General features: G+C 72.1%; 18 protein-coding genes. 9 read left to right on the top strand and 9 right to left on the bottom strand.

What is annotated here, in order from left to right; all coding sequences use genetic code 11:
* Positions 1–7 precede the first annotated feature (7 nt).
* Entirely contained in the window at positions 8–520 is a 513-nt protein-coding gene (locus tag QT381_RS06415; protein WP_289247977.1) for a nucleoside/nucleotide kinase family protein, read from the top strand.
* Positions 521–553: 33 nt separating this feature from the next.
* Here the strand turns inward: QT381_RS06415 and QT381_RS06410 are convergent, their stop codons facing one another.
* Both QT381_RS06410 and QT381_RS06405 read right to left on the bottom strand, forming a co-directional pair.
* Positions 554–1,579: a ketopantoate reductase family protein gene (locus tag QT381_RS06410; protein WP_289247976.1), complete on the bottom strand. Its 1,026-nt coding sequence runs from the start codon at positions 1,577–1,579 to the stop codon at positions 554–556.
* Positions 1,576–3,003, bottom strand: coding sequence for a DHA2 family efflux MFS transporter permease subunit (locus QT381_RS06405; RefSeq protein ID WP_289247975.1), 1,428 nt, complete (start codon positions 3,001–3,003; stop codon positions 1,576–1,578). The genes QT381_RS06410 and QT381_RS06405 overlap by 4 nt, the downstream gene beginning before the upstream one ends.
* Positions 3,004–3,085: 82 nt before the next feature.
* Between QT381_RS06405 and QT381_RS06400 the strand changes: the two genes are divergently transcribed.
* From QT381_RS06400 to QT381_RS06370, 7 genes are all read left to right on the top strand, one after another.
* A complete protein-coding gene (locus QT381_RS06400) occupies positions 3,086–3,682 on the top strand; it encodes a TetR/AcrR family transcriptional regulator (protein ID WP_289247974.1) in 597 nt (198 codons plus the stop codon).
* A complete protein-coding gene (gene truB / locus QT381_RS06395) occupies positions 3,679–4,635 on the top strand; it encodes a tRNA pseudouridine(55) synthase TruB (protein ID WP_289247973.1) in 957 nt (318 codons plus the stop codon). Before QT381_RS06400 ends, truB begins: the two co-directional genes overlap by 4 nt.
* Positions 4,632–5,000 carry a hypothetical protein gene (locus tag QT381_RS06390; RefSeq protein ID WP_289247972.1) on the top strand — a complete coding sequence of 123 codons (369 nt, stop codon included), beginning with the start codon at positions 4,632–4,634 and terminating at the stop codon, positions 4,998–5,000. The genes truB and QT381_RS06390 overlap by 4 nt, the downstream gene beginning before the upstream one ends.
* A 58-nt stretch (positions 5,001–5,058) precedes the next feature.
* Positions 5,059–5,514, top strand: coding sequence for a hypothetical protein (locus QT381_RS06385; RefSeq protein ID WP_289247970.1), 456 nt, complete (start codon positions 5,059–5,061; stop codon positions 5,512–5,514).
* A gap of 1 nt (position 5,515) precedes the next feature.
* On the top strand, positions 5,516–6,460 hold the full coding sequence (locus QT381_RS06380) for a bifunctional riboflavin kinase/FAD synthetase (RefSeq protein ID WP_289247969.1): 945 nt from the start codon (positions 5,516–5,518) through the stop codon (positions 6,458–6,460).
* A 1,004-nt stretch (positions 6,461–7,464) separates the two neighbouring features.
* On the top strand, positions 7,465–7,890 hold the full coding sequence (locus QT381_RS06375; protein WP_289247967.1) for a hypothetical protein: 426 nt from the start codon (positions 7,465–7,467) through the stop codon (positions 7,888–7,890).
* A 74-nt stretch (positions 7,891–7,964) separates the two neighbouring features.
* Positions 7,965–8,690 (top strand): carboxypeptidase-like regulatory domain-containing protein, encoded by a 726-nt coding sequence (locus QT381_RS06370; protein WP_289247966.1) that lies wholly within the window; start codon positions 7,965–7,967, stop codon positions 8,688–8,690.
* Between the two features lie 30 nt (positions 8,691–8,720).
* Here the strand turns inward: QT381_RS06370 and QT381_RS06365 are convergent, their stop codons facing one another.
* Positions 8,721–9,677: an ROK family protein gene (locus QT381_RS06365; RefSeq protein WP_289247964.1), complete on the bottom strand. Its 957-nt coding sequence runs from the start codon at positions 9,675–9,677 to the stop codon at positions 8,721–8,723.
* Between the two features lie 111 nt (positions 9,678–9,788).
* The gene (locus QT381_RS06360) at positions 9,789–11,096 is read right to left on the bottom strand and encodes a M20/M25/M40 family metallo-hydrolase (RefSeq protein ID WP_289247962.1); all 1,308 of its coding nucleotides are present in this window, start codon (positions 11,094–11,096) and stop codon (positions 9,789–9,791) included.
* 92 nt (positions 11,097–11,188) lie between these two features.
* Here QT381_RS06360 and QT381_RS06355 point away from each other — a divergent pair, with 92 nt between their 5' ends.
* Positions 11,189–12,808, top strand: a complete 1,620-nt coding sequence (locus tag QT381_RS06355) for a stealth family protein (RefSeq protein ID WP_289247961.1) — start codon at positions 11,189–11,191, stop codon at positions 12,806–12,808.
* A gap of 25 nt (positions 12,809–12,833) precedes the next feature.
* Here QT381_RS06355 and QT381_RS06350 read toward each other — a convergent pair whose 3' ends face one another.
* From QT381_RS06350 to QT381_RS06330, 5 genes are all read right to left on the bottom strand, one after another.
* Positions 12,834–13,775, bottom strand: a complete 942-nt coding sequence (locus tag QT381_RS06350; RefSeq protein ID WP_289247959.1) for a phosphodiesterase — start codon at positions 13,773–13,775, stop codon at positions 12,834–12,836.
* 93 nt (positions 13,776–13,868) lie between these two features.
* Complete coding sequence (locus QT381_RS06345; protein ID WP_289247958.1) at positions 13,869–14,474, bottom strand: response regulator transcription factor; 606 nt, start codon at positions 14,472–14,474, stop codon at positions 13,869–13,871.
* Positions 14,471–15,601 (bottom strand): sensor histidine kinase, encoded by a 1,131-nt coding sequence (locus QT381_RS06340; RefSeq protein WP_289247956.1) that lies wholly within the window; start codon positions 15,599–15,601, stop codon positions 14,471–14,473. Before QT381_RS06340 ends, QT381_RS06345 begins: the two co-directional genes overlap by 4 nt.
* 23 nt (positions 15,602–15,624) lie before the next feature.
* Positions 15,625–16,425, bottom strand: a complete 801-nt coding sequence (locus QT381_RS06335; protein WP_289247955.1) for an ABC transporter permease — start codon at positions 16,423–16,425, stop codon at positions 15,625–15,627.
* Positions 16,422–17,387 (bottom strand): ABC transporter ATP-binding protein, encoded by a 966-nt coding sequence (locus tag QT381_RS06330; RefSeq protein ID WP_289247954.1) that lies wholly within the window; start codon positions 17,385–17,387, stop codon positions 16,422–16,424. The genes QT381_RS06335 and QT381_RS06330 overlap by 4 nt, the downstream gene beginning before the upstream one ends.
* Positions 17,388–17,585 lie beyond the last annotated feature (198 nt).

Here is a 17,585-nt window from a genome sequence, read left to right as displayed (position 1 = left end):
CGCCGCCGTGCCGGTCGTGCGCGTGCCGCGTGAGCGCCGCGCCCTGGTCGAGAGCGTCGCCGCGTCGATCGGCCCCGTGCGCGGCCGGCGCATCGTGGTCGTCGACGGGGACGATCCCGTCACCGGGCGGCGGTTCGCCGACGAGCTCGCCGCTGTGCTCGGCGAGCAGGGCGCCGCGGTGTTCCGCGCGTCGATGGACGGCTTCCGCGGGCGCGCGGACGGGGACGAGCGGTTCCCGCGATCGTTCGCCGACGACGCGTTCCGGCGTTCGCTCGTGGAGCCGTTCCTGCTCGGCGGCTCGACCGCCTTCGTGCCCGCCGTCGTCGACGCGCAGCGCGGCACCTGGATCGAGCCGCGCTGGCTCACCGGGCCCGCGGACGCCGTGCTCGTGCTGGACGGCGACGCCCTCGAGCGGGACGATCTGCGCGAGCTCGACGCGGGAACCGTGACCGGGGTGTGGGTCGCGACCGCCGACGGCCGCTCGGCGCCGGGACCCGCGTCGATCGTCGTCCGCGCCTAATGTGTATCGCCTGGACCGACTAGGAGACGCACCCTAGTCGACCGCCCCGATCACGCGGCGGACGACCTCTTCGACCGGCAGGAAGCCGCCGGCCTCGACCTCGTGCACCATCGCGACGAGCGTCGCGTTGACCGGCGTCGGGACGCCGAGACGGATGCCGTGCTCCACGACCGGACCGTTCAGGAAGTCCACCTCGGTGCGCTGGCCGCGGCGGATGCTCTGCAGCGTCGACCCGGGGTTCGGCACGTCGCCCATCCGCCTCGCCATGAGCCGCGGCAGGAACGCCGCGACCCGGCGGGGGAGCGCGCCGAACAGCCTCGCGAGCGGATCGTTCAGCCCCTGCACGGGAGCGAAGCGCACCCCGCCCGCGCGGGCGACGCGCACGAGCTCCTGCATGCTCGCGACGAGCACGGTGCGCAGGCGGGGGTCCGCGACGACCTGCTGCACGCTCAGGCCCGTGATCGCGGGTAGCGCGTTGACCTGGTTGACGAGCAGCTTCGACCACTGGGCGCCCGCGAAGTCGGCCACCACCTCGACGGGCATCGCGGTGCCGAGCACGTCGGCCACCGCCCGCGTCGCGGTGACGGAGCCCGCGCCCGCCCCGCCGAGCACCGTCACACCGGGAGCCGTGATCGTCACGGCACCCGGTTCGAGGTGGGATGCGGCGTACAGGGCGAGCCCGCCCACGATGTCGTCCCGGCCGAGGGCGGACGCCACGGTCGCCGTGCCGCCCAGCCCGTTCTGCACGACGAGCACGAGAGCGGATGCCGCTGCGCGCTCGTTCTGCGCGAGCGCCGCGGCGGCATCCTGCGCCTTCGTCGCGATCACGAGCAGGTCGGCGGGGGAGTCGAGCCGCTCGACCGCCGTCACCATCGCCGTGTGCTCGCCCCAGCCCGCGGGCGGCTCGGCGCCGCCGAGACGGATGCCGCGCTCGCGGATCGCCGAGAGGTTCGCCCCGCGCGCGACCACGGTCACGTCGTGGCCGCCGCGGTCGAGCAGGGCGGCGATGGTGCCGCCGATCGCGCCCGCTCCGATCACCCCGACCCGCACATCCGTCACCCTACCGACGGCGCCGGGCGGCCGAGCGGGAGGAGCAGCGCGACGATCGCGGCGAGGGCGAGCGCTCCGGCGCCGGTGAGCACGGCCGGCACCGCGGCGTCGACGTAGCCGGTCGGCGTGAGCTCGCCGCCCGCTCCCGTGAACACCGCGGTGAGCACGGCGATGCCGAGCGCCGTGCCGATCTCGCGCATCGTCGAGTTCGTGCCGCTCGCCTTCGCGGTGTTCTCGGCGCTCATGTTCGCGAGCACGGCGGTCGAGCTCGGCGCGAAGACGAGGCTCATGCCGACGCCCTCCATGATGAACGGCACGAGCATGTCGAGGAACGTCGAGTCGGCGCTCATCACGAGCGCGAGCCAGACCATGCCGCCGGCCTGCAGCGTGAGCCCCGCGACGATGAGCGCGCGGGTGCCGAAGCGCGGCACGAGGAAGCCGGTGAGCGGTGCGATGACGAGCGGGGCGAGCGTCCACGGCATGGTGCGGATGCCGGCCTCGAGCGCCGTCGTGCCCTGCACGACCTGCATGAACTGGATGAGGATGAAGATCGACCCGAACGCGCCGAAACTGAACGCGAGGCCGACGACGTTCGCGATCGTGAAGCTGCGGTCGCGGAACAGGCCGAGCGGCAGCAGCGGCGCGCTCGTGCGGCTCTCCCAGAGGATGAACGCGCCGAGCAGCGCGGCGCCGCCGACGAGCGAGCCGAGCACGGTGAGGCTGTCCCAGCCGTCGTCGTTGCCGCGGACGATGCCGAACACGACCGCGAGCACGCCGATGCCGGCCAGGAGCACCCCGAGCACGTCGGCGCGCAGCCGGGCGCCGAACGAGTTCGGGATCGCGACGATCGCGAGCACCGTGCCGACGACCCCGACCGGGACGTTGATCCAGAAGATCGCCTCCCAGTTCCAGCCCTCGAGCACGGCGCCGCCGATGAGCGGTCCGAGGGCGACGCCGAGGCCGGCGATGCCGCCCCAGATGCCGATCGCCATGGAGCGGCGCTCCGGTCCAACCGATCCGACCAGCAGCGTGAGCGACAGCGGCATGATCGCCGCACCGCCGAAGCCCTGCACGGCGCGCGCGATGACGAGCTGCCACGGCTCGCTGGAGAGCGCGGCGGCGGCCGAGGCGAGCGTGAACACGACGACGCCCGCGACGAAGACGTGGCGGCGTCCGAACCGGTCGCCGAGCGCGACGGCGAACAGGATGAACGAGGCGAACGCGAGCGTGTAGGCGTTCATGAACCACTGCAGCTGCTCGAGGGTCGCGTCGAACTCGCGCTGGATGACGGGCAGCGCGTTCGTCATGACGAGGTTGTCGAGCGTGGCCATGAACATGGGCAGTGCGGTCGCGACGATCGCGAGCCAGAGCGGCGCGCGGCGGTGCGGAGCGGATGCGGCGGGCGGTGCCGCGGGTGCGGTGACGGTGGACATCGGGGCGGTTCCGTTCCGGGAGAAGTGGTTATCGGATGATTACAAGACGCGACTGTAGTAATCGGCTGATAACCTGTCAAGCATGACCCCGGCATCCGCCTCCGCAGCCCCGCGCATGCGATCCGACGAACGGCGCGCCCTCATCCTCGACGCCGCCATGGACGTGTTCGGCGACCGCGGCTACGTCGGGGCGACGACCGACCAGGTCGCCAGGGCGGCGGGCGTCAGCCAGCCCTACGTCGTGCGCATGTTCGGCTCGAAGCAGCAGCTCTACGTCGAGGTGCTGCAGCGCGCGCTCGACGAGCTCATCACGGCGTTCGAGGGAGCGCTCGAGGGCCCGGCGGACGAGATCGGGCACCGCATGGGGCGTGCCTACGCGACCATCGCCGGCCGCCGCCGCGGCCTCGTGCTCTCGCTCATGCACGCGTTCGTGCTCGGCGCGGAGCCCGTGATCGGCGAGTGCGCGCGCGAGGGCTTCCTGTCGGTGTACCGCTTCCTGCGCGAGCGCGCGGGCCTCGACGCGCCGCGCGCCGTGGAGTTCCTCTCCGGCGGCATGCTCATCAACACGCTGATCGGACTGCAGATGGTCGACGAGTTCGACGGCTCCGAGACCGCGCGGGAGCTGCTCGACACCGCGATCCCGAACAAGCTCGACCTGCTCATGGGCGACCGGTCGTGACGAGCGGCATCCTGCTCGTCGACAAGCCCGGGGGCGTCACGAGCCACGACGTCGTCGCGCGCGCCCGGCGGGCGCTCGGCACCCGCAAGGTCGGGCACGCGGGCACGCTCGACCCGATGGCGACCGGGCTCCTCGTGCTCGGCGTCGACAGCTCGACCCGACTGCTGACCTACCTCGTCGGCCTCGACAAGGTCTACTCGGCGACGATCCGGTTCGGCGTCGCGACCGACAGCGACGACGCGGACGGCGCGGTGACCGCGACGACGGATGCCGCGCACCTCACCGACGCGCGGCTCACGGCCGCGCTCGCGGGCCAGGTCGGCGACCGGGACCAGGTGCCGAGCGCGGTGAGCGCGATCAAGGTCGACGGCCGGCGCGCCTACGACCGGGTGCGCGCGGGGGAGACCGTGGAGCTCGCGGCCCGCCGCGTGCGCATCGAGTCGATCGACGTGCTCGGCGTGCGGCGCCCCGGTGCCGACGGCGGGGATGCGACGGTCGACGTCGACGTGCGGGTCGCGTGCTCGAGCGGCACCTACATCCGCGCGATCGCGCGCGACGCCGGCGACGAGACCGGCGTCGGGGCGCACCTCGTCGCGCTGCGGCGCGACCGGGTCGGCCCGTTCGACGTCGCGGACGCCGTGCCCATGGTCGAGGATGCGGACCGCCGGGTCGCGTTCGGCGACGGCCTCGCCGCCCGGCTGCGGGAGCCGGCATCCGTCGCGTCCGCGCTGTTCGCGACCCGCGCGCTCGACGACGCCGAGGCGCTCGCGCTGCGGCAGGGCAAGCGCGTGCCGATCGGCTCCGCGGCGGGCGAGTCGGGACCGATCGCGGCGATCGACCCCGACGGCGTGCTCGTGGGCATCGCCGAGCGCCGCGGCGATAGCCTCAGGGCCGTGACGAACTTCCCCGTGGCCGCGTCCGGCAGCGCCGCACCGGATCGGGACCGCGAGTGATCGCCGGTCTCGCCTACGTCGAGATCGGCATCGCGGTCGTCGTCGGCCTCCTCGCGGTCGTGCTCGGGCTCGTGGGGCGCCGTCCCGACGACATCTCGATCGGAGCGACGGCGCTCGTCGAGCTCGCGCTCGTCGTGCAGATCGTGGTCGCGATCGTCGCCCCGCTCGTCGGCAACGCGCCGACCGGTGACCTCGTCGAGTTCTGGATCTACCTCGTCACGGCCGCCCTGCTGCCGCCGGTCGCGGTGCTCTGGGGTCTCGTCGACCGCGGGCGGTGGAGCACCGTCGTGCTCGGCGTCGCGAGTCTCGCGGTCGCGGTCATGCTCTGGCGGATGCTGCAGATCTGGACCGTGCAGCAGGCCTGAGCCCGCGGGCGTGAGCCGTGCAGCGAGCACGCTCCGCGCTCGGTACGCTGGTGTCCCGATGAGCGCGCTCCCCACCCCGCCGCAGGCGCCGCAGCTGTCGCGACGAGCGCGCGGTTTCGGCCGGGTGCTCATCGTGCTCTACGGTCTGCTCGCGATCGCGGCCACCGGGCGGAGCGTGCTGCAGCTCGCCACCGACTTCGAGCGCGCGCCGCTGCCGTACTCGCTGTCCGCGCTCGCCGCGGTCGTCTACATCGTCGCGACGGTCGCCCTCGTGATCCCGCGCGAGTCGTGGTGGCGCGTCGCCGTGATCACGATCGGCTTCGAGCTGCTGTTCGTGCTCGTCGTCGGCACGCTCACGGTCGTCGACCCGTCGCTGTTCCCGCAGAAGACGGTGTGGTCGGTGTACGGGATGTACTACGCGTTCGTGCCGCTCGTGCTGCCGGTCGTCGGGCTGTTCTGGCTGCGCCGCACGCGACCGGTGCCGGCCGCGGCCGCCGCCGCGTCGGGAGACTGACGTGATCGTGCTCACCGGAGCGGATGCGGCGCCCGCGGGCCTCGGACCGACCGCCGTCACGATCGGCAAGTTCGACGGCGTGCACATCGGCCACCAGCGCGTGCTCGCCCGGCTGCGCGGGGTCGCGCTCGAGCGCGGGCTCGCGCCGGTCGCCGTGACGTTCGACCGCAACCCGCTCAGCCTGCTGCGGCCCGAGGCGTGCCCGCTGCCGCTCGTCAGCAACACCCAGAAGCTCGACCTGCTCGCCGACCAGGGCATGGCCGCGACGCTCGTGCTCCGGTTCGATCGCGCGTTCAGCGAGCAGTCGCCCGAGCAGTTCGTCGATCGCGTCATCACGCACCTCGACGCGCGCGTCGTGCTCGTCGGATCCGACTTCCGGTTCGGCGCTCGCGGCTCGGGCACCGTCGACACGCTCCGCGAGCTCGGCGCGACGCGCGGCTTCACGGTCGAGGTCATCGACGAGGTCGACGGGGACGCCCCCGGCGGGCCACGGCGGGCGTCGTCGACGTGGGTGCGCGAGCTGCTCGACGCCGGGGACGCGCGGGCCGCCGCCGACCTGCTGGGGCGCGAGCACCGCATCCGTTCGATCGTCGTGCACGGCGCGAAGCGCGGCCGCGAGCTCGGCTACCCGACCGCGAACCTCGACCCGCAGCTCGAGGGCTTCGTGCCGCGCGACGGCGTGTACGCGACGCGCACGATCGTCGACGGCGTCGCGTACCCCTCGGTCACGTCGGTCGGCAACAACCCGACGTTCGACGGCGTGCCCGAGAAGCAGGTCGAGTCGCACCTGTTCGACGTGGCGATCGACCTGTACGACCGCCCGGTCGAGGTCGCCTTCGTGGACTACGTGCGCCCCATGCAGCGCTTCGACGGCATCGACTCGCTCGTCACCCAGATGCACTCCGACGAGGCGCGCGTGCGCGGGCTCTTCGGCCTCGCTGGTTGAGGAGCCCGCGAGCGCAGCGAGCCGGCGTCTCGAAATCCGCCGCGCACACATTCGCGGTGACGCGAAGTACCAGGACTTGGTAACTTGGCCCCGTGGCGCAGAACACCTCGGTCAGCCTCGATGACCACTTCAGCGATTTCCTCTCCCGGGAGGTATCCTCGAGGAGTTCGGGAGCACAGCGAACCGGCACCTCGAAGCCATCTTGTTTCGACCCGGTAATTTCGGCGCAATGCAGTCGCATCCGCCGCTGAACTCATCGCCGAGCGGGCGAAGGAGGGGTGCGCTCGCCGCCATGTCGACCTGGGCGCGAACGTTTATCACAATCAGATGGTGCACGCGAGGGATTTTGCAGTTCGCTGAGCAGGTTGGCAGGAACTGCGGCCACTGCTCAATGGGGGCTGACAAACCGTGACGAGAGTGCCACGCTCCGTGCATGGAGAACTATTCTCGGATATCGACTAGAGGTCGTCGATCGCTTCGACGGACCGCCGTGGCCGCAGCCGCGGCAGTACTTGCCTTCGTGGGAGTATTCGTGGCGGCTCCGCTTAGCGCGAGCGCTTGGGCCTGCGCAACGGTGCCTAACCCAACCGGAGTGGACTACGACCCACCGTGGGCTAGTTCGCTCAGTCCGACAAGCACGCAAGGCTTCTATTGCAGCGGCACCGCTTCTCATCCGTCCACTCATTCCGGGTGGGACTGGGGTTCCGGTGGCGTCACGCACGCGGTCCACGCCGTGAAGGGTGGTGGGATGCTCGTGCGAGACAATGAGGCGAGCTGCCACGGCGTGTACCTCGTGCAGGGTGGCGGTGGCGACGGAGTAGAGGTCGCTTATGCGCATCTTGCTCTCGACTCGACGCTTGTGTCTGGGAACGATAATCATGATTAGTAGATGTGTCGCAGTTGGAGCGGCTCTTTTGGTGGCGGCAGCGTCGCTCGCAGGGTGCGCGAATCGGAATGCAATAACCGCTACGGGGGCGGATTCCGGATTGGCGTCGAGTCAAACCGTGGCAGCACCCTCGTACGAAGACCAATGCAACGGCCTGCTGGACGCGAAGACGCGTTCCGTATACGCGGCAGAGGGACTCTCGTTGACGTCGGATGCCTACGAAGAGAAGGTGGCCGCTGAAGACGGTCCGATGGGCGAATTCGTGCGATTGGGTGGGCTAGCGTGCGGTTGGGGCGAGGCCGGCGGGGAGTTGCTCGCTCTTTACGCGTATGGACCTATTACCGACGATCAGGCCGCTCAAAATCGCGAGGTAATCATCGCGAAGGGTAGTGAATCAATGTCCGACGGCTGGTATGAGCGGTTTACGCACTACGATGGTTATCCCGGGGGATTCGCCTTCGGCAATGGCAACTGGGCGTATGCACTCGATAATGGGGGCGGAGATTTGCTCGATCAGGTGGTAGCGAATGCGCCGAAATTCTGAGATGTCAAATAAACGAGAGACAAACACAAACACATTGAACAGAGGAGATTGTGAGAATCGTTAGCAGCCCGAGGTTGTTCGGGAATGGGCGAGCAGCAACGGCAGTTGTAGTCTTCGCGACGGGCGCTGCGCTGGTCATCGGTCCGGGCGCGCTTGCCGCGAACGCATCGGCGCCCTCCGCCGCGATCACGGGCAAGGTGGTCGCGTCCCTGATCGGTCAGAAGGGTGCGACGGCGAGAGCGGGCATCAGCGTGAAGGCCGAGAGCACGTCTGGCCGTGTCTATACGACGCGCACGAACTCCGCCGGCGAATTCTTCCTGTCAGGGACGGCTGCCGGCACCTACTCGATCAGGTTCGGCGACACGGTCGGGCACCGTCAGTGCGACGGCGGTTGCGGTTCCACCAAGTACTTCCACGCGGAGTGGTTGGGTGACGCGACGTCGTTCGCGGCTGCTGAGAGGATCGTGCTCGCCAGCGGTGAGAAGCACACGGGTGTGCGCGAGGTCATCGGGGAGCGGTCCCGTATCACCGGGACCGTCACGAAGAACGGGAAGGCCGTCAAGGGCACCGACGTGCGCATCAGCGCGGAATCGATCTCCTCCGACAAGAAGTACGCACTCGTTCCCGGCCCGAGGTTCTACTTCGACGTTCTGAAGGGCAACTACCGCATCAAGGTGTACTCGGCCTCGCACGCCTTCGCCTCGTTCTACGTGACCGACCCGGAGGATGGCAATCAGGTCTTCCACGCGAACGGCGTGGACAAGCGAACCGGTCTGAAGGTGGATGTCGTCGCGCCCTGATCTCGCAGACCGGGAGAGGGCCCGCTCGAACTAGCCGACGTGCTCGGCGCGGTGGATGAGCGCCGCCGCGCCGATGAGCGGACCCTCGCCCGAGAGCGCCGACGGCACCGCGCGCGCCTTCGTCACGAAGCCGAACTGCACGCGCCCCGCGATCGCGCGGTTGATGTGCTCGAAGATGTCGGGCGTGACGTGGCTGAAGCCGCCGCCGATGGCGATGACGTCGAGGTCGACGAGTGCGGTCGCCGACGCTATCGACTGCCCGATCGCGCGGCCGGCGCGCTCGACCGCGGCGGCCGCGATCGGGTCGCCCGCGGCGTATGCGGCCGCGAGCTCCTCGCCGGTGGCACCCGTGAAACCCCGGCGCCGCGCCCACGCGACGGTCTTGGGACCGGAGGCGATGCCCTCGACGCAGCCGATGCCGCCGCAGTCGCAGACGTCGTCGAATCCGCCGACCTCGACGTGGCCGATGTGGCCCGCGTTGCCCGTCGGACCGGGCACGACCACGCCGCCGAGGATGAGCCCGCCGCCGATGCCGGTGGACACGATCATGCCCATCAGGTTGTCGACGCCCTGGCCGGCGCCCACCCAGTGCTCGGCGAGCGCGATGCACTGGCCGTCCATGCGCAGTGTGACCGGTGTGCCGTCCGGCACGATCGAGAGCACGAGGTCGCGCAGCGGGTAGTCGCGCCACGACGGCAGGTTGAGGGGCGACACGAGTCCGCGGTCGACGGCGATCGGACCGGCGGAGCCGATGCCGACCCCGAGTAGAACGGAGCCGGCCGGCAGTGCGGCGAGCGCGCCGCCGACGACCTCGCGCACGGACGCCGCGAGCTGCTCGCTCGACGACGCCCGGCCCGTCGGGGCGCGGAACCGGGTGCCGGGCACGACGACGCCGTCGGGGTCGACGAGGGCCGCCTCGACCTTCGTGCCGCCGAGGTCGACGCCGAGCGCGAGAGCGGTCGGGTCGGCGATGATCGGCGGGGTCATGCGCGGCCTCGCGCGCGACGGGGACAGGCAGCAGCGACCGGGCTCACGGCGTCAGCCTAACGGTCTCCCGCCGCGGCGATCGCGCGCACCGGGCCGGGCGCGCGGCGCGGGTCAGACCGCGCGCACGAGCGCCGTGTAGAACGCGATCGTCTCCAGCCAGCTCGACACCCGGACGCGCTCGTCGATCGCGTGCAGCCCGGCGCGCTCGGCCCGCGTCATCCGCATCCCGCAGAACCGGTAGACGTGGTCGCTGATGCGGGTGAACTGGCGGGCGTCGGATGCGGCGAACATCACGTACGGCACCGGCACGGCATCCGGGAACGCGGCCTCGACCGCGCCGCGCACGGCGTCCCAGGCCGGTCCCGCGGCGGGTGAGACCGGCGACGGCTCGGTCGTGTGCACGAGCTCGACGCGCACGAGCGGGTCGTCGATGACGCGCCGCACGCGCGCCCCGACCGCGGCGAGGCTCGACGACGTCGCGATGCGCACGTTGACGGTGGCCGTGGCGCGCTCGGCGAGCACGTTCGCCGCGGCGCTGCCGCCGAGCTGGGTGACCGCCATCGTGGTGCGCACCATCGCGCGCGTCTCCGGCCCCATCCGCGCCATGAGCCGCGTGACGAGCCCGGCGGTGAGCCCGAGGTGCCGGAACGCCCAGCCCTGCACGCCGCGCGCGTGCGGCCCGATGCCCGCGAGCATGGCGCGCACCGGCGGGTCGAGCCGGGCCGGGAACGGATGCCGTTCGAGCCGCTCGACGGCGCGCGCGATCCGCACGGTCGCGGCCATCGCCGGGGGAGTGGACGCGTGGCCGCCGTCCTGCTCGACCGTGAGCAGCACGTTGGCGATGCCCTTCTCGCTCACGCCGATCGCCGCGATCGGCCGATCGACCCCGGGGAACACGTCGTCGACGACGGCGCCGCCCTCGTCGACGACGAGCGCGGGACGGATGCCGCGGCGCTCGAGCTCGTCGACGATCGCGCGCGCCCCCGTGCCGTGGCTCTCCTCGTCGTGGCCGAAGCTCAGGTACACGTCGTTGGCGGGTACGAAGCCCTCGCCGACGAGCGTCTCGACGGCCTCGAGGATCGCGACGAGCTCGCCCTTGTCGTCGATCGTGCCGCGGCCCCAGATGACGCCCGCGGCGTCGAGGTCGGCGGCGAACGGCGGATGCGTCCAGCCCTCGGCGCCCGCGGCCGGCACGACGTCGTAGTGCGCCATGAGCACGGTCGGCCGCTCGGCCGACGCGCCGCGCCAGCGGAACAGCACGGAGCGATCGACGCGCTCGCGCTCGAGGGCCGCGTGCAGCGCCGGATAGAGCTCGGCGAGGCGCGCCACGAAGCGCTCGTGCTCGGCCCAGTCGCCGCCCGCCTCGGGGTGCACGGTCGGGATGCGCAGCAGGTCGCGGAAGCGATCGACGGGGTCCACGGTCCCCACCCTAGGACCCGGGTCCGCGTCGGCGGGCGCGGGCCGGTGTACTCGAAACGCCGCGGAAATCTCCGCGTGCCTACGATGGGCGGATGACACGGGGTTCGGACGAGGACGGCACGCCGACGCGCCGCACCGGTCTGCGCCCCGTGGCCGCGGTGCCGCCGCGCGGTCGCGCCGCGCATCCCTCGGCGCACCGTCCGACGCTCGTGCGCCGCAAGGGCCGCCTGACCCTCGTCAACGGGTCGATGACGCCCGCCGAGGCGACGCGCGCCGACCTGCTCGCGGTCGCCGACGCGCTGGAGAGCGCCGGCATCGAGCTGCTGCTCGTCGAGGGCTCGGGCGATCGTCCGGTGATCGCCGTGGACGCCGCCGAGCGAGGGCACGTGCGAGGCGTCCTCGTCGCCGCGCTCGGTCACGAGCCGTTCTACGCCAAGGCGCGCGGGCAGGCGGCGGTGCCGCTCGCCGACGGCCGGCTCGCGGAGCGCGGCAAGCCCCGCGTCATCCGTCTGTTCCGTCCGCGCGTCGAGCCGGTCGGCGGCCTCGCCTACGGTGCGAAGCAGGCCGTGCAACTCGAGTTCTGGCGCTGGGACGACCACCTCGTCGAGCCGCCCGTGGAGAACGCGCTCACCCGCCGCGTGCTGCCGCGCGGCGAGGTGCGGCTCACGACCGTCGTGCGGCACGGGCGCACCTGGCGCACGATCGCGCCGATGTTCCGCCCGACGAGCGACCGGGTGTCGTTCGACGTCGACATGGTGTTCTCCTGGGTCGACGGCACCGACGTCGAGTTCCAGCGCGCGAGAGCCGCGCGGATGGCGAGCTACGTCGTCGGCGAGGGCGACGACCACGCGGCGCGCTACCGGCAGATCGACGAGCTGCGCTACGCGCTGCGCAGCGTGCACCTGTTCGCCCCGTGGGTGCGCCGCGTCTTCATCGCGACCGACTCGCCGGCGCCCTCCTGGCTGGCCGCGGACGATCGGGTGACGATCGTGCGCAGCGAGGAGTTCTTCGGCGACCGCGGCGTGCTGCCGACCCACAACTCGCAGGGCGTCGAGAGCCAGTTGCACCGCATCGACGGGCTCGCCGACCACTACCTGTACTCGAACGACGACATGTTCTTCGGCCGGCCGGTGGCGCCGGAGATGTTCTTCACACCGGGCGGCGGCACGCGCTGGGTGCCGGCGACGACCCGCATCGGCCTCGGCGCGCCCGACCGCACCCGCAGCGGCTTCGAGAACTCGGCGCGCGTGAACCGGGCCCTCATCGAGGACCGCTACGGGGTCACGATCACGCGGCACCTCGAGCACTGCGCGGCGCCGTTCTCGAAGGCCGTCGTGCGCGAGCTCGAGGCCGAGTTCGCGGTCGACTTCGCGCGCACCGCGGCGAGCCCGTTCCGCAGCGCGACCGACATCTCGGTGACGAACTCGCTCTACCACTACTACGCGCTGCTGACGGGCCGGGCGAGCATCAACGACGCGGCGCGCGTGAAGTACATCGACACGACCTCGCGCGCGGGGCTCGCCGCGATGGACCGCCTGCTCGCGAAGCGCGACCACGACATGTTCTGCCTCAACGACGGCAGCTTCCCGGAGGTGTCCGCCGAGGAGCGCTCGATGCTCGTGCGCGGCTTCCTCGATCGCTACTTCGGCATCCGCGCACCGTGGGAGCGCGCGGATGCCGCTTCCGCGCCGCTCGCGGTCGGCGGGCGCTAGCGGGTCGCGGGCCCGGGCGGCGCGCTCAGGCCGAGACGGGCTCGAGCAGGTCGGCGGTGGTGAGCGGGGCATCCGCGGGCACGAGCGCCGCGCGCGACGGCGGCACGACGATGCCCTCGCGCGCGAGCACGGCGGCCGACTCGGCCGGGCTGGAGTAGCTCAGCGCGGCCTGCCCGCCGAGCGGCACGACCGAGTGCAGCACGGTCGAGTCGTAGACGTGCACGAGGTTGTAGGCCTGCGCACCGTCGCGGGGGCGCGTGCCGCCCGCGGCGACCGTGAGGTCCTGCGTGTAGCACGTCGCGGACGCGACCGAGACGGGGATGCCCGCGAACAGCGCCGTGGAGGAGTAGTGCAGGTGCCCGGCGAGGATGCTGCGCACGTCGGTGCCCTGCAGCACCTCGGCGAGCGACGCCTGGTCGCGCAGCTCGACGGTCATGGCGAGGTCGAGCATCGACGGCACGGGCGGATGGTGCATCGCGAGGATCGTGCCGTGCGGCGCCGAGGTCGCGAGCTCCTCGGCGAGCCAGTCGAGCTGCGCGCCGGTGATCCGGCCGTGGTGGTGCCCGGGCACGGTGGAGTCGAGCACGACGAGGCGCAGACCGCCGAACCAGTGCACGCGGTCGACGGGTGCGGCGCTGCCCGCCTGGTCGAGCAGCCCCTCGCGGAACGCGGCGCGGTCGTCGTGGTTGCCCATCACCCAGACCACCTCGGTGCCGAGGCGCTCGGCGACGGGCTCGACGAGCCGGCGCAGCCGGTCGTACGCCTCGGGCTCGCCGCGGTCGGCGAGGTCGCCGGTGAACACCATGGCCTCGGGGCGGCCGTGCGCCGCCTCGACGCCCTCGAGCAGCCGGCGCAGGTGCGCCTCGCTGTCCACGGAGTCGTAGAGCGTGCCGTCACCGACGAGGTGGGTGTCGCTGAAGTGCAGGAGGAAGTGGTCGGGTCGCGGGTGCTCGGCGACGCGGGTCATACGCACAAGCACAGCACGCTACCCGATCCGTAACATGCACGAAACATTGCGTGTCGCAAAACTGCACGTGAACGTCGAGTGACGGTGTCGCCGCTACAGCCAGCCGTTCGACTCCGCGATGAGCACGGCATCCGCGCGGTTGCGCGCGTTCGTCTTGCCGATCGCGCTCGAGAGGTAGTTGCGCACGGTGCCCTCGGAGATGTGCAGCGACCGGGCGATGTCGGCGACCGAGCCTCCCGTGCGCGCCACGGACAGCACGTCCGCCTCGCGCTCGGTGAGCGGTGAGTCGCCGGCCGTGAGGGACTCGGCGGCGAGCGCCGGATCGACCACCCGCAGTCCCCGCGCGACCCGGCGCACGGCGTCCGCGAGCTGACGGGCGGGGGTGTCCTTGACGACGAACCCCGACGCGCCGGCGAGCATCGCGCGCCGCAGGTAGCCCGGGCGGCCGAACGTGGTGACCATGAGCACGCGGCAGTCCGGCAGCGCCCGCTGGAGTGCGGCCGCCGCCGCGATGCCGTCGAGCCCGGGCATCTCCACGTCGAGCAGGGCGACGTCCGGCTGCGACGCGAGCGCGGCATCCACCACCTCGTCGCCCCGGCCGGTCTCGGCGACGACCTCGATGTCGGACTCGAGCGAGAGCAGCGCGACGAGCGCGCCGCGCACGAGCGCCTGGTCGTCGGCCACGAGCAGCCGGATCACGTGCTCACCCGCAGCCGGTAGCCGCCGTCGGGCAGGGCGCCGGCCGTCATTCGCGCGCCGGCCGCCGTGGCGCGCTCGTCGAGACCGGCGAGGCCCGTTCCGGTGCGCTGCCCGCTCGCGCCGCGGCCGTCGTCCACGACCTCGACGAAGTCCGGCCCGAGCTGCACGGTGCAGTGCCGCGCCCGCGAGTGGCGCACGACGTTCGTGACGCCCTCGCGCACGACCCAGCCGAACAGCTCGCGCCGCTCGGCCGGGACCGCGTCCACCGTGCCGGGCAGGTCGGGCTCGATGCCCGCGGCCTCGAGCGCCTGCCGGGCGTTGGCCAGCTCCGAGGCGATGCTGACCCCGCGGTAGCCCGCCACGGTGGTGCGCACGTCGGCGAGCGCCCCGCGGGCGAGCGCCTCGACCTCGGCGATCTCGCGCGCGGCGCCGCGCGGGTCGGACTCGACGAGCCGCCCGGCGAGCTCCGCCTTCACGGTGATCACCGTGAGCGAGTGCCCGAGGATGTCGTGCATGTCCCGCGCGACCCGGGTGCGCTCCTGCTCGACCGCGAGCCGGGCCATCTCGGCCTGCGTCGCGCGCAGCTGGTTCATGCTGCCGAGCACGCGCGCGAACGCGGCCATCATGAGCGACACGGATGCGGTCGTCGCCGGGTAGTAGAACAGCGCGTCGCCGGCGAGCCCGGCCAGCCAGCCGAACCCGATCGTGAGGGCGGTGACCGCCGCCACGTATCCGAGCATCGCGCCGAAGCCGACCAGGCTCATCGCCGCGCACACGCCGACGTACACCCAGAACGAGTAGAGGTGCGGGCCCATGAGCGGCCAGAACACGAACGAGAACGCGAGCAGCCCGGTCGGCAGCAGCAGCCGGATGCGGGACGGCAGCGCCCAGTTGATCGGCGGGATCACGGCGAACAGCACCGCGAACGCGATCACGGTCGCGAGGAACACGCCCACCTCGGCGCGGTCGAGGTGCGGCACGACGTCGACGGCGATGTTGACGGTCCAGGACAGACCGATCAGCGCGCCGAAGTACCACTTGCGCGCCCCGACGCTGACCAGGCTCGCGCGGACGCCCGGCGACGGCGAGCCGGGGCCGATGCCCCGGAAGCGCTGCCGATCGTCCACGCGAGCGAGGATACCTTCGATGCTCAGACCCGTTTCGTGTCGCGCCGGAACACGAGCGCCGCGCCCACCGAGAAGATGACGAGCCAGGCCAGGATGTTGAGCACGGCGAAGCCGTCGAAGGCCTCGCCGGTCAGCGGCGCCCGCGCGATCTCGCCGAGCCCGTACACGGGGGTCCACCGGGCGATGTCCTGCACGAGCTCGGGGAACTGGTTCAGCGGTGTGAACAGGCCGCCGAACAGGGCGAGGACGGCGAGGATCGGCCCGAGGAACTGCATGACGTTCTCCGAGGGCACGAGGTAGCCGATGAACAGGCCGAGGGCGGTGAACACGAGCGAGCCGAGCCACGCGGTCAGGCCGGACAGGATCCAGACCGCCAGCGACATCCGCACCCCCACGGCGAGGCCGGCGGCGAACGTCGCGAGCACGGAGATGAGGCCGAGCACGAGGGCCGACAGCACCTTGATCGCGATGTAGGCGACCGGGTTCAGCGGCGTCAGCCGCAGCTGGCGGCTCCAGCCCGTCGCGCGCTCGACGGCGACCGCGCCGCCCGCCGAGGTGGATGCCACCATGGCGCCGTACACGGCCATCGAGATGAGGATGTACGCGGCGACGCTCTGCCCGCCCTGCGCGATCGGGGTGGCCGTGAGCGGCTGGTCGCGGTAGGGCATGCCGACGAGCAGGAACAGGGCGACCGGCAGCACGAGCGTGAAGACCAGGGTGCGGCGGTTGCGCATCCGGCGACGGAACTCGATGCCGAGGAACGTGAGGTTGAAGCCGCCGAGCGCGGGGACGCTGCGCTCGGGAGCGGGGGCGATGGTGCTCATGCGGAGGGCCCTTCGTCGTCGGTTCGCCGGTCGGGGTCGGAGGTGAGCGCGACGAACGCCTCCTCCAGGTTGTGGGAGGTGATCTCGAGGTCCCGCGCGTCGGTCGCGGTGAGCAGGTAGCGCGCGACGGCATCCGAGTCCTTCGTGCGCACGAGCACCCGGTCGCCCCGCACGTCCACGGAGTCGACACCGGGCAGTGCGCGCAGCGTGCGCTCGTCGACACCCGCGACGGATGCCCGCACGACGCGGCCGGCGGCGAGCGCCTTGATCTCGGCGGCGCTGCCGTCCGCGACGATCTCGCCGTGGCGCACCAGCACGATGCGATCGGCGTAGGCGTCGGCCTCGTCGAGGTAGTGCGTGGCGAAGATGACGGTGCGGCCGCGCTCGGCATCCGCCCGGATCGCCGACCAGAACTCGCGCCGGCCCTCCACGTCCATGCCCGTGGTCGGCTCGTCGAGGATGAGCAGCCCCGGGTCGGAGAGCAGCGCCATCGCGAACCGCAGGCGCTGCTGCTGGCCGCCCGAGCACTTCTTGACGATGCGGTCGCCGATCTCGAGGATGCCGGCCCGGGCGAGCACCTCGTCGACCGGTCGCGCGCTGGCGAACAGGGTCGCGGTGAGCTGCACGGTCTCGCGCACCGTGATGTCCTGCAGCAGCCCGCCGGTCTGCATCACGGCGGACACCAGGCCGCGCGCGATCGCCTGGCGAGGGCTCATGCCGTAGATGTCGATGCTGCCCTCGTCGGGCTTGGCGAGGCCGAGGAGCATGTCGATCGTGGTGGTCTTGCCCGCGCCGTTCGGCCCGAGGAAGGCGACGATCTCGCCGGGCTCGATCGAGAGGTCGATGCCGTTGACGGCGTGCACCCGGCCGTATCGCTTGTGCAGCCCGCGCGCCGCGACGGGCGCCGCCGGCACGCCGGTTGCGGCTCGCTCGCGCGCCGGGGGGAGGGAGGTGGTGGTCATGCTGCCATCCAACGCCGACCCGCCGCGCTGTGGCGCACACGATCGTCACGGTTCTGCCGTGACGAATGTCATGACCGGGTCGTGCGCGCGAACCGCCCCGGGGCGCGGTAGCATGGGTAACGGATTCGCTCCACCCCGAAGGTTCCCCGTCGGGGGTCTGGCTCGCGAGTCCATCGTCCGGCGTGGTCCGCGTCCACG

This window comes from Galbitalea sp. SE-J8, from assembly GCF_030345695.1.
GTDB lineage: Bacteria > Actinomycetota > Actinomycetes > Actinomycetales > Microbacteriaceae > JAUASV01.
Note: the sequence above shows the minus strand (reverse complement) of the source record. Positions and strands in the feature narration are given on the sequence as shown.

Excerpts from the sequence above, each read along its gene's own strand:
- QT381_RS06405 (WP_289247975.1), bottom strand. The coding sequence starts at position 3,003 with ATGTCCACCGTCACCGCACCCGCGGCACCGCCCGCCGCATCCGCTCCG.
- QT381_RS06400 (WP_289247974.1), top strand. The coding sequence starts at position 3,086 with ATGACCCCGGCATCCGCCTCCGCAGCCCCGCGCATGCGATCCGACGAA.
- QT381_RS06385 (WP_289247970.1), top strand. The coding sequence starts at position 5,059 with ATGAGCGCGCTCCCCACCCCGCCGCAGGCGCCGCAGCTGTCGCGACGA.
- QT381_RS06365 (WP_289247964.1), bottom strand. The coding sequence starts at position 9,677 with ATGACCCCGCCGATCATCGCCGACCCGACCGCTCTCGCGCTCGGCGTC.
- QT381_RS06355 (WP_289247961.1), top strand. The coding sequence starts at position 11,189 with ATGACACGGGGTTCGGACGAGGACGGCACGCCGACGCGCCGCACCGGT.
- QT381_RS06350 (WP_289247959.1), bottom strand. The coding sequence starts at position 13,775 with ATGACCCGCGTCGCCGAGCACCCGCGACCCGACCACTTCCTCCTGCAC.
- QT381_RS06335 (WP_289247955.1), bottom strand. The coding sequence starts at position 16,425 with ATGAGCACCATCGCCCCCGCTCCCGAGCGCAGCGTCCCCGCGCTCGGC.
- QT381_RS06330 (WP_289247954.1), bottom strand. The coding sequence starts at position 17,387 with ATGACCACCACCTCCCTCCCCCCGGCGCGCGAGCGAGCCGCAACCGGC.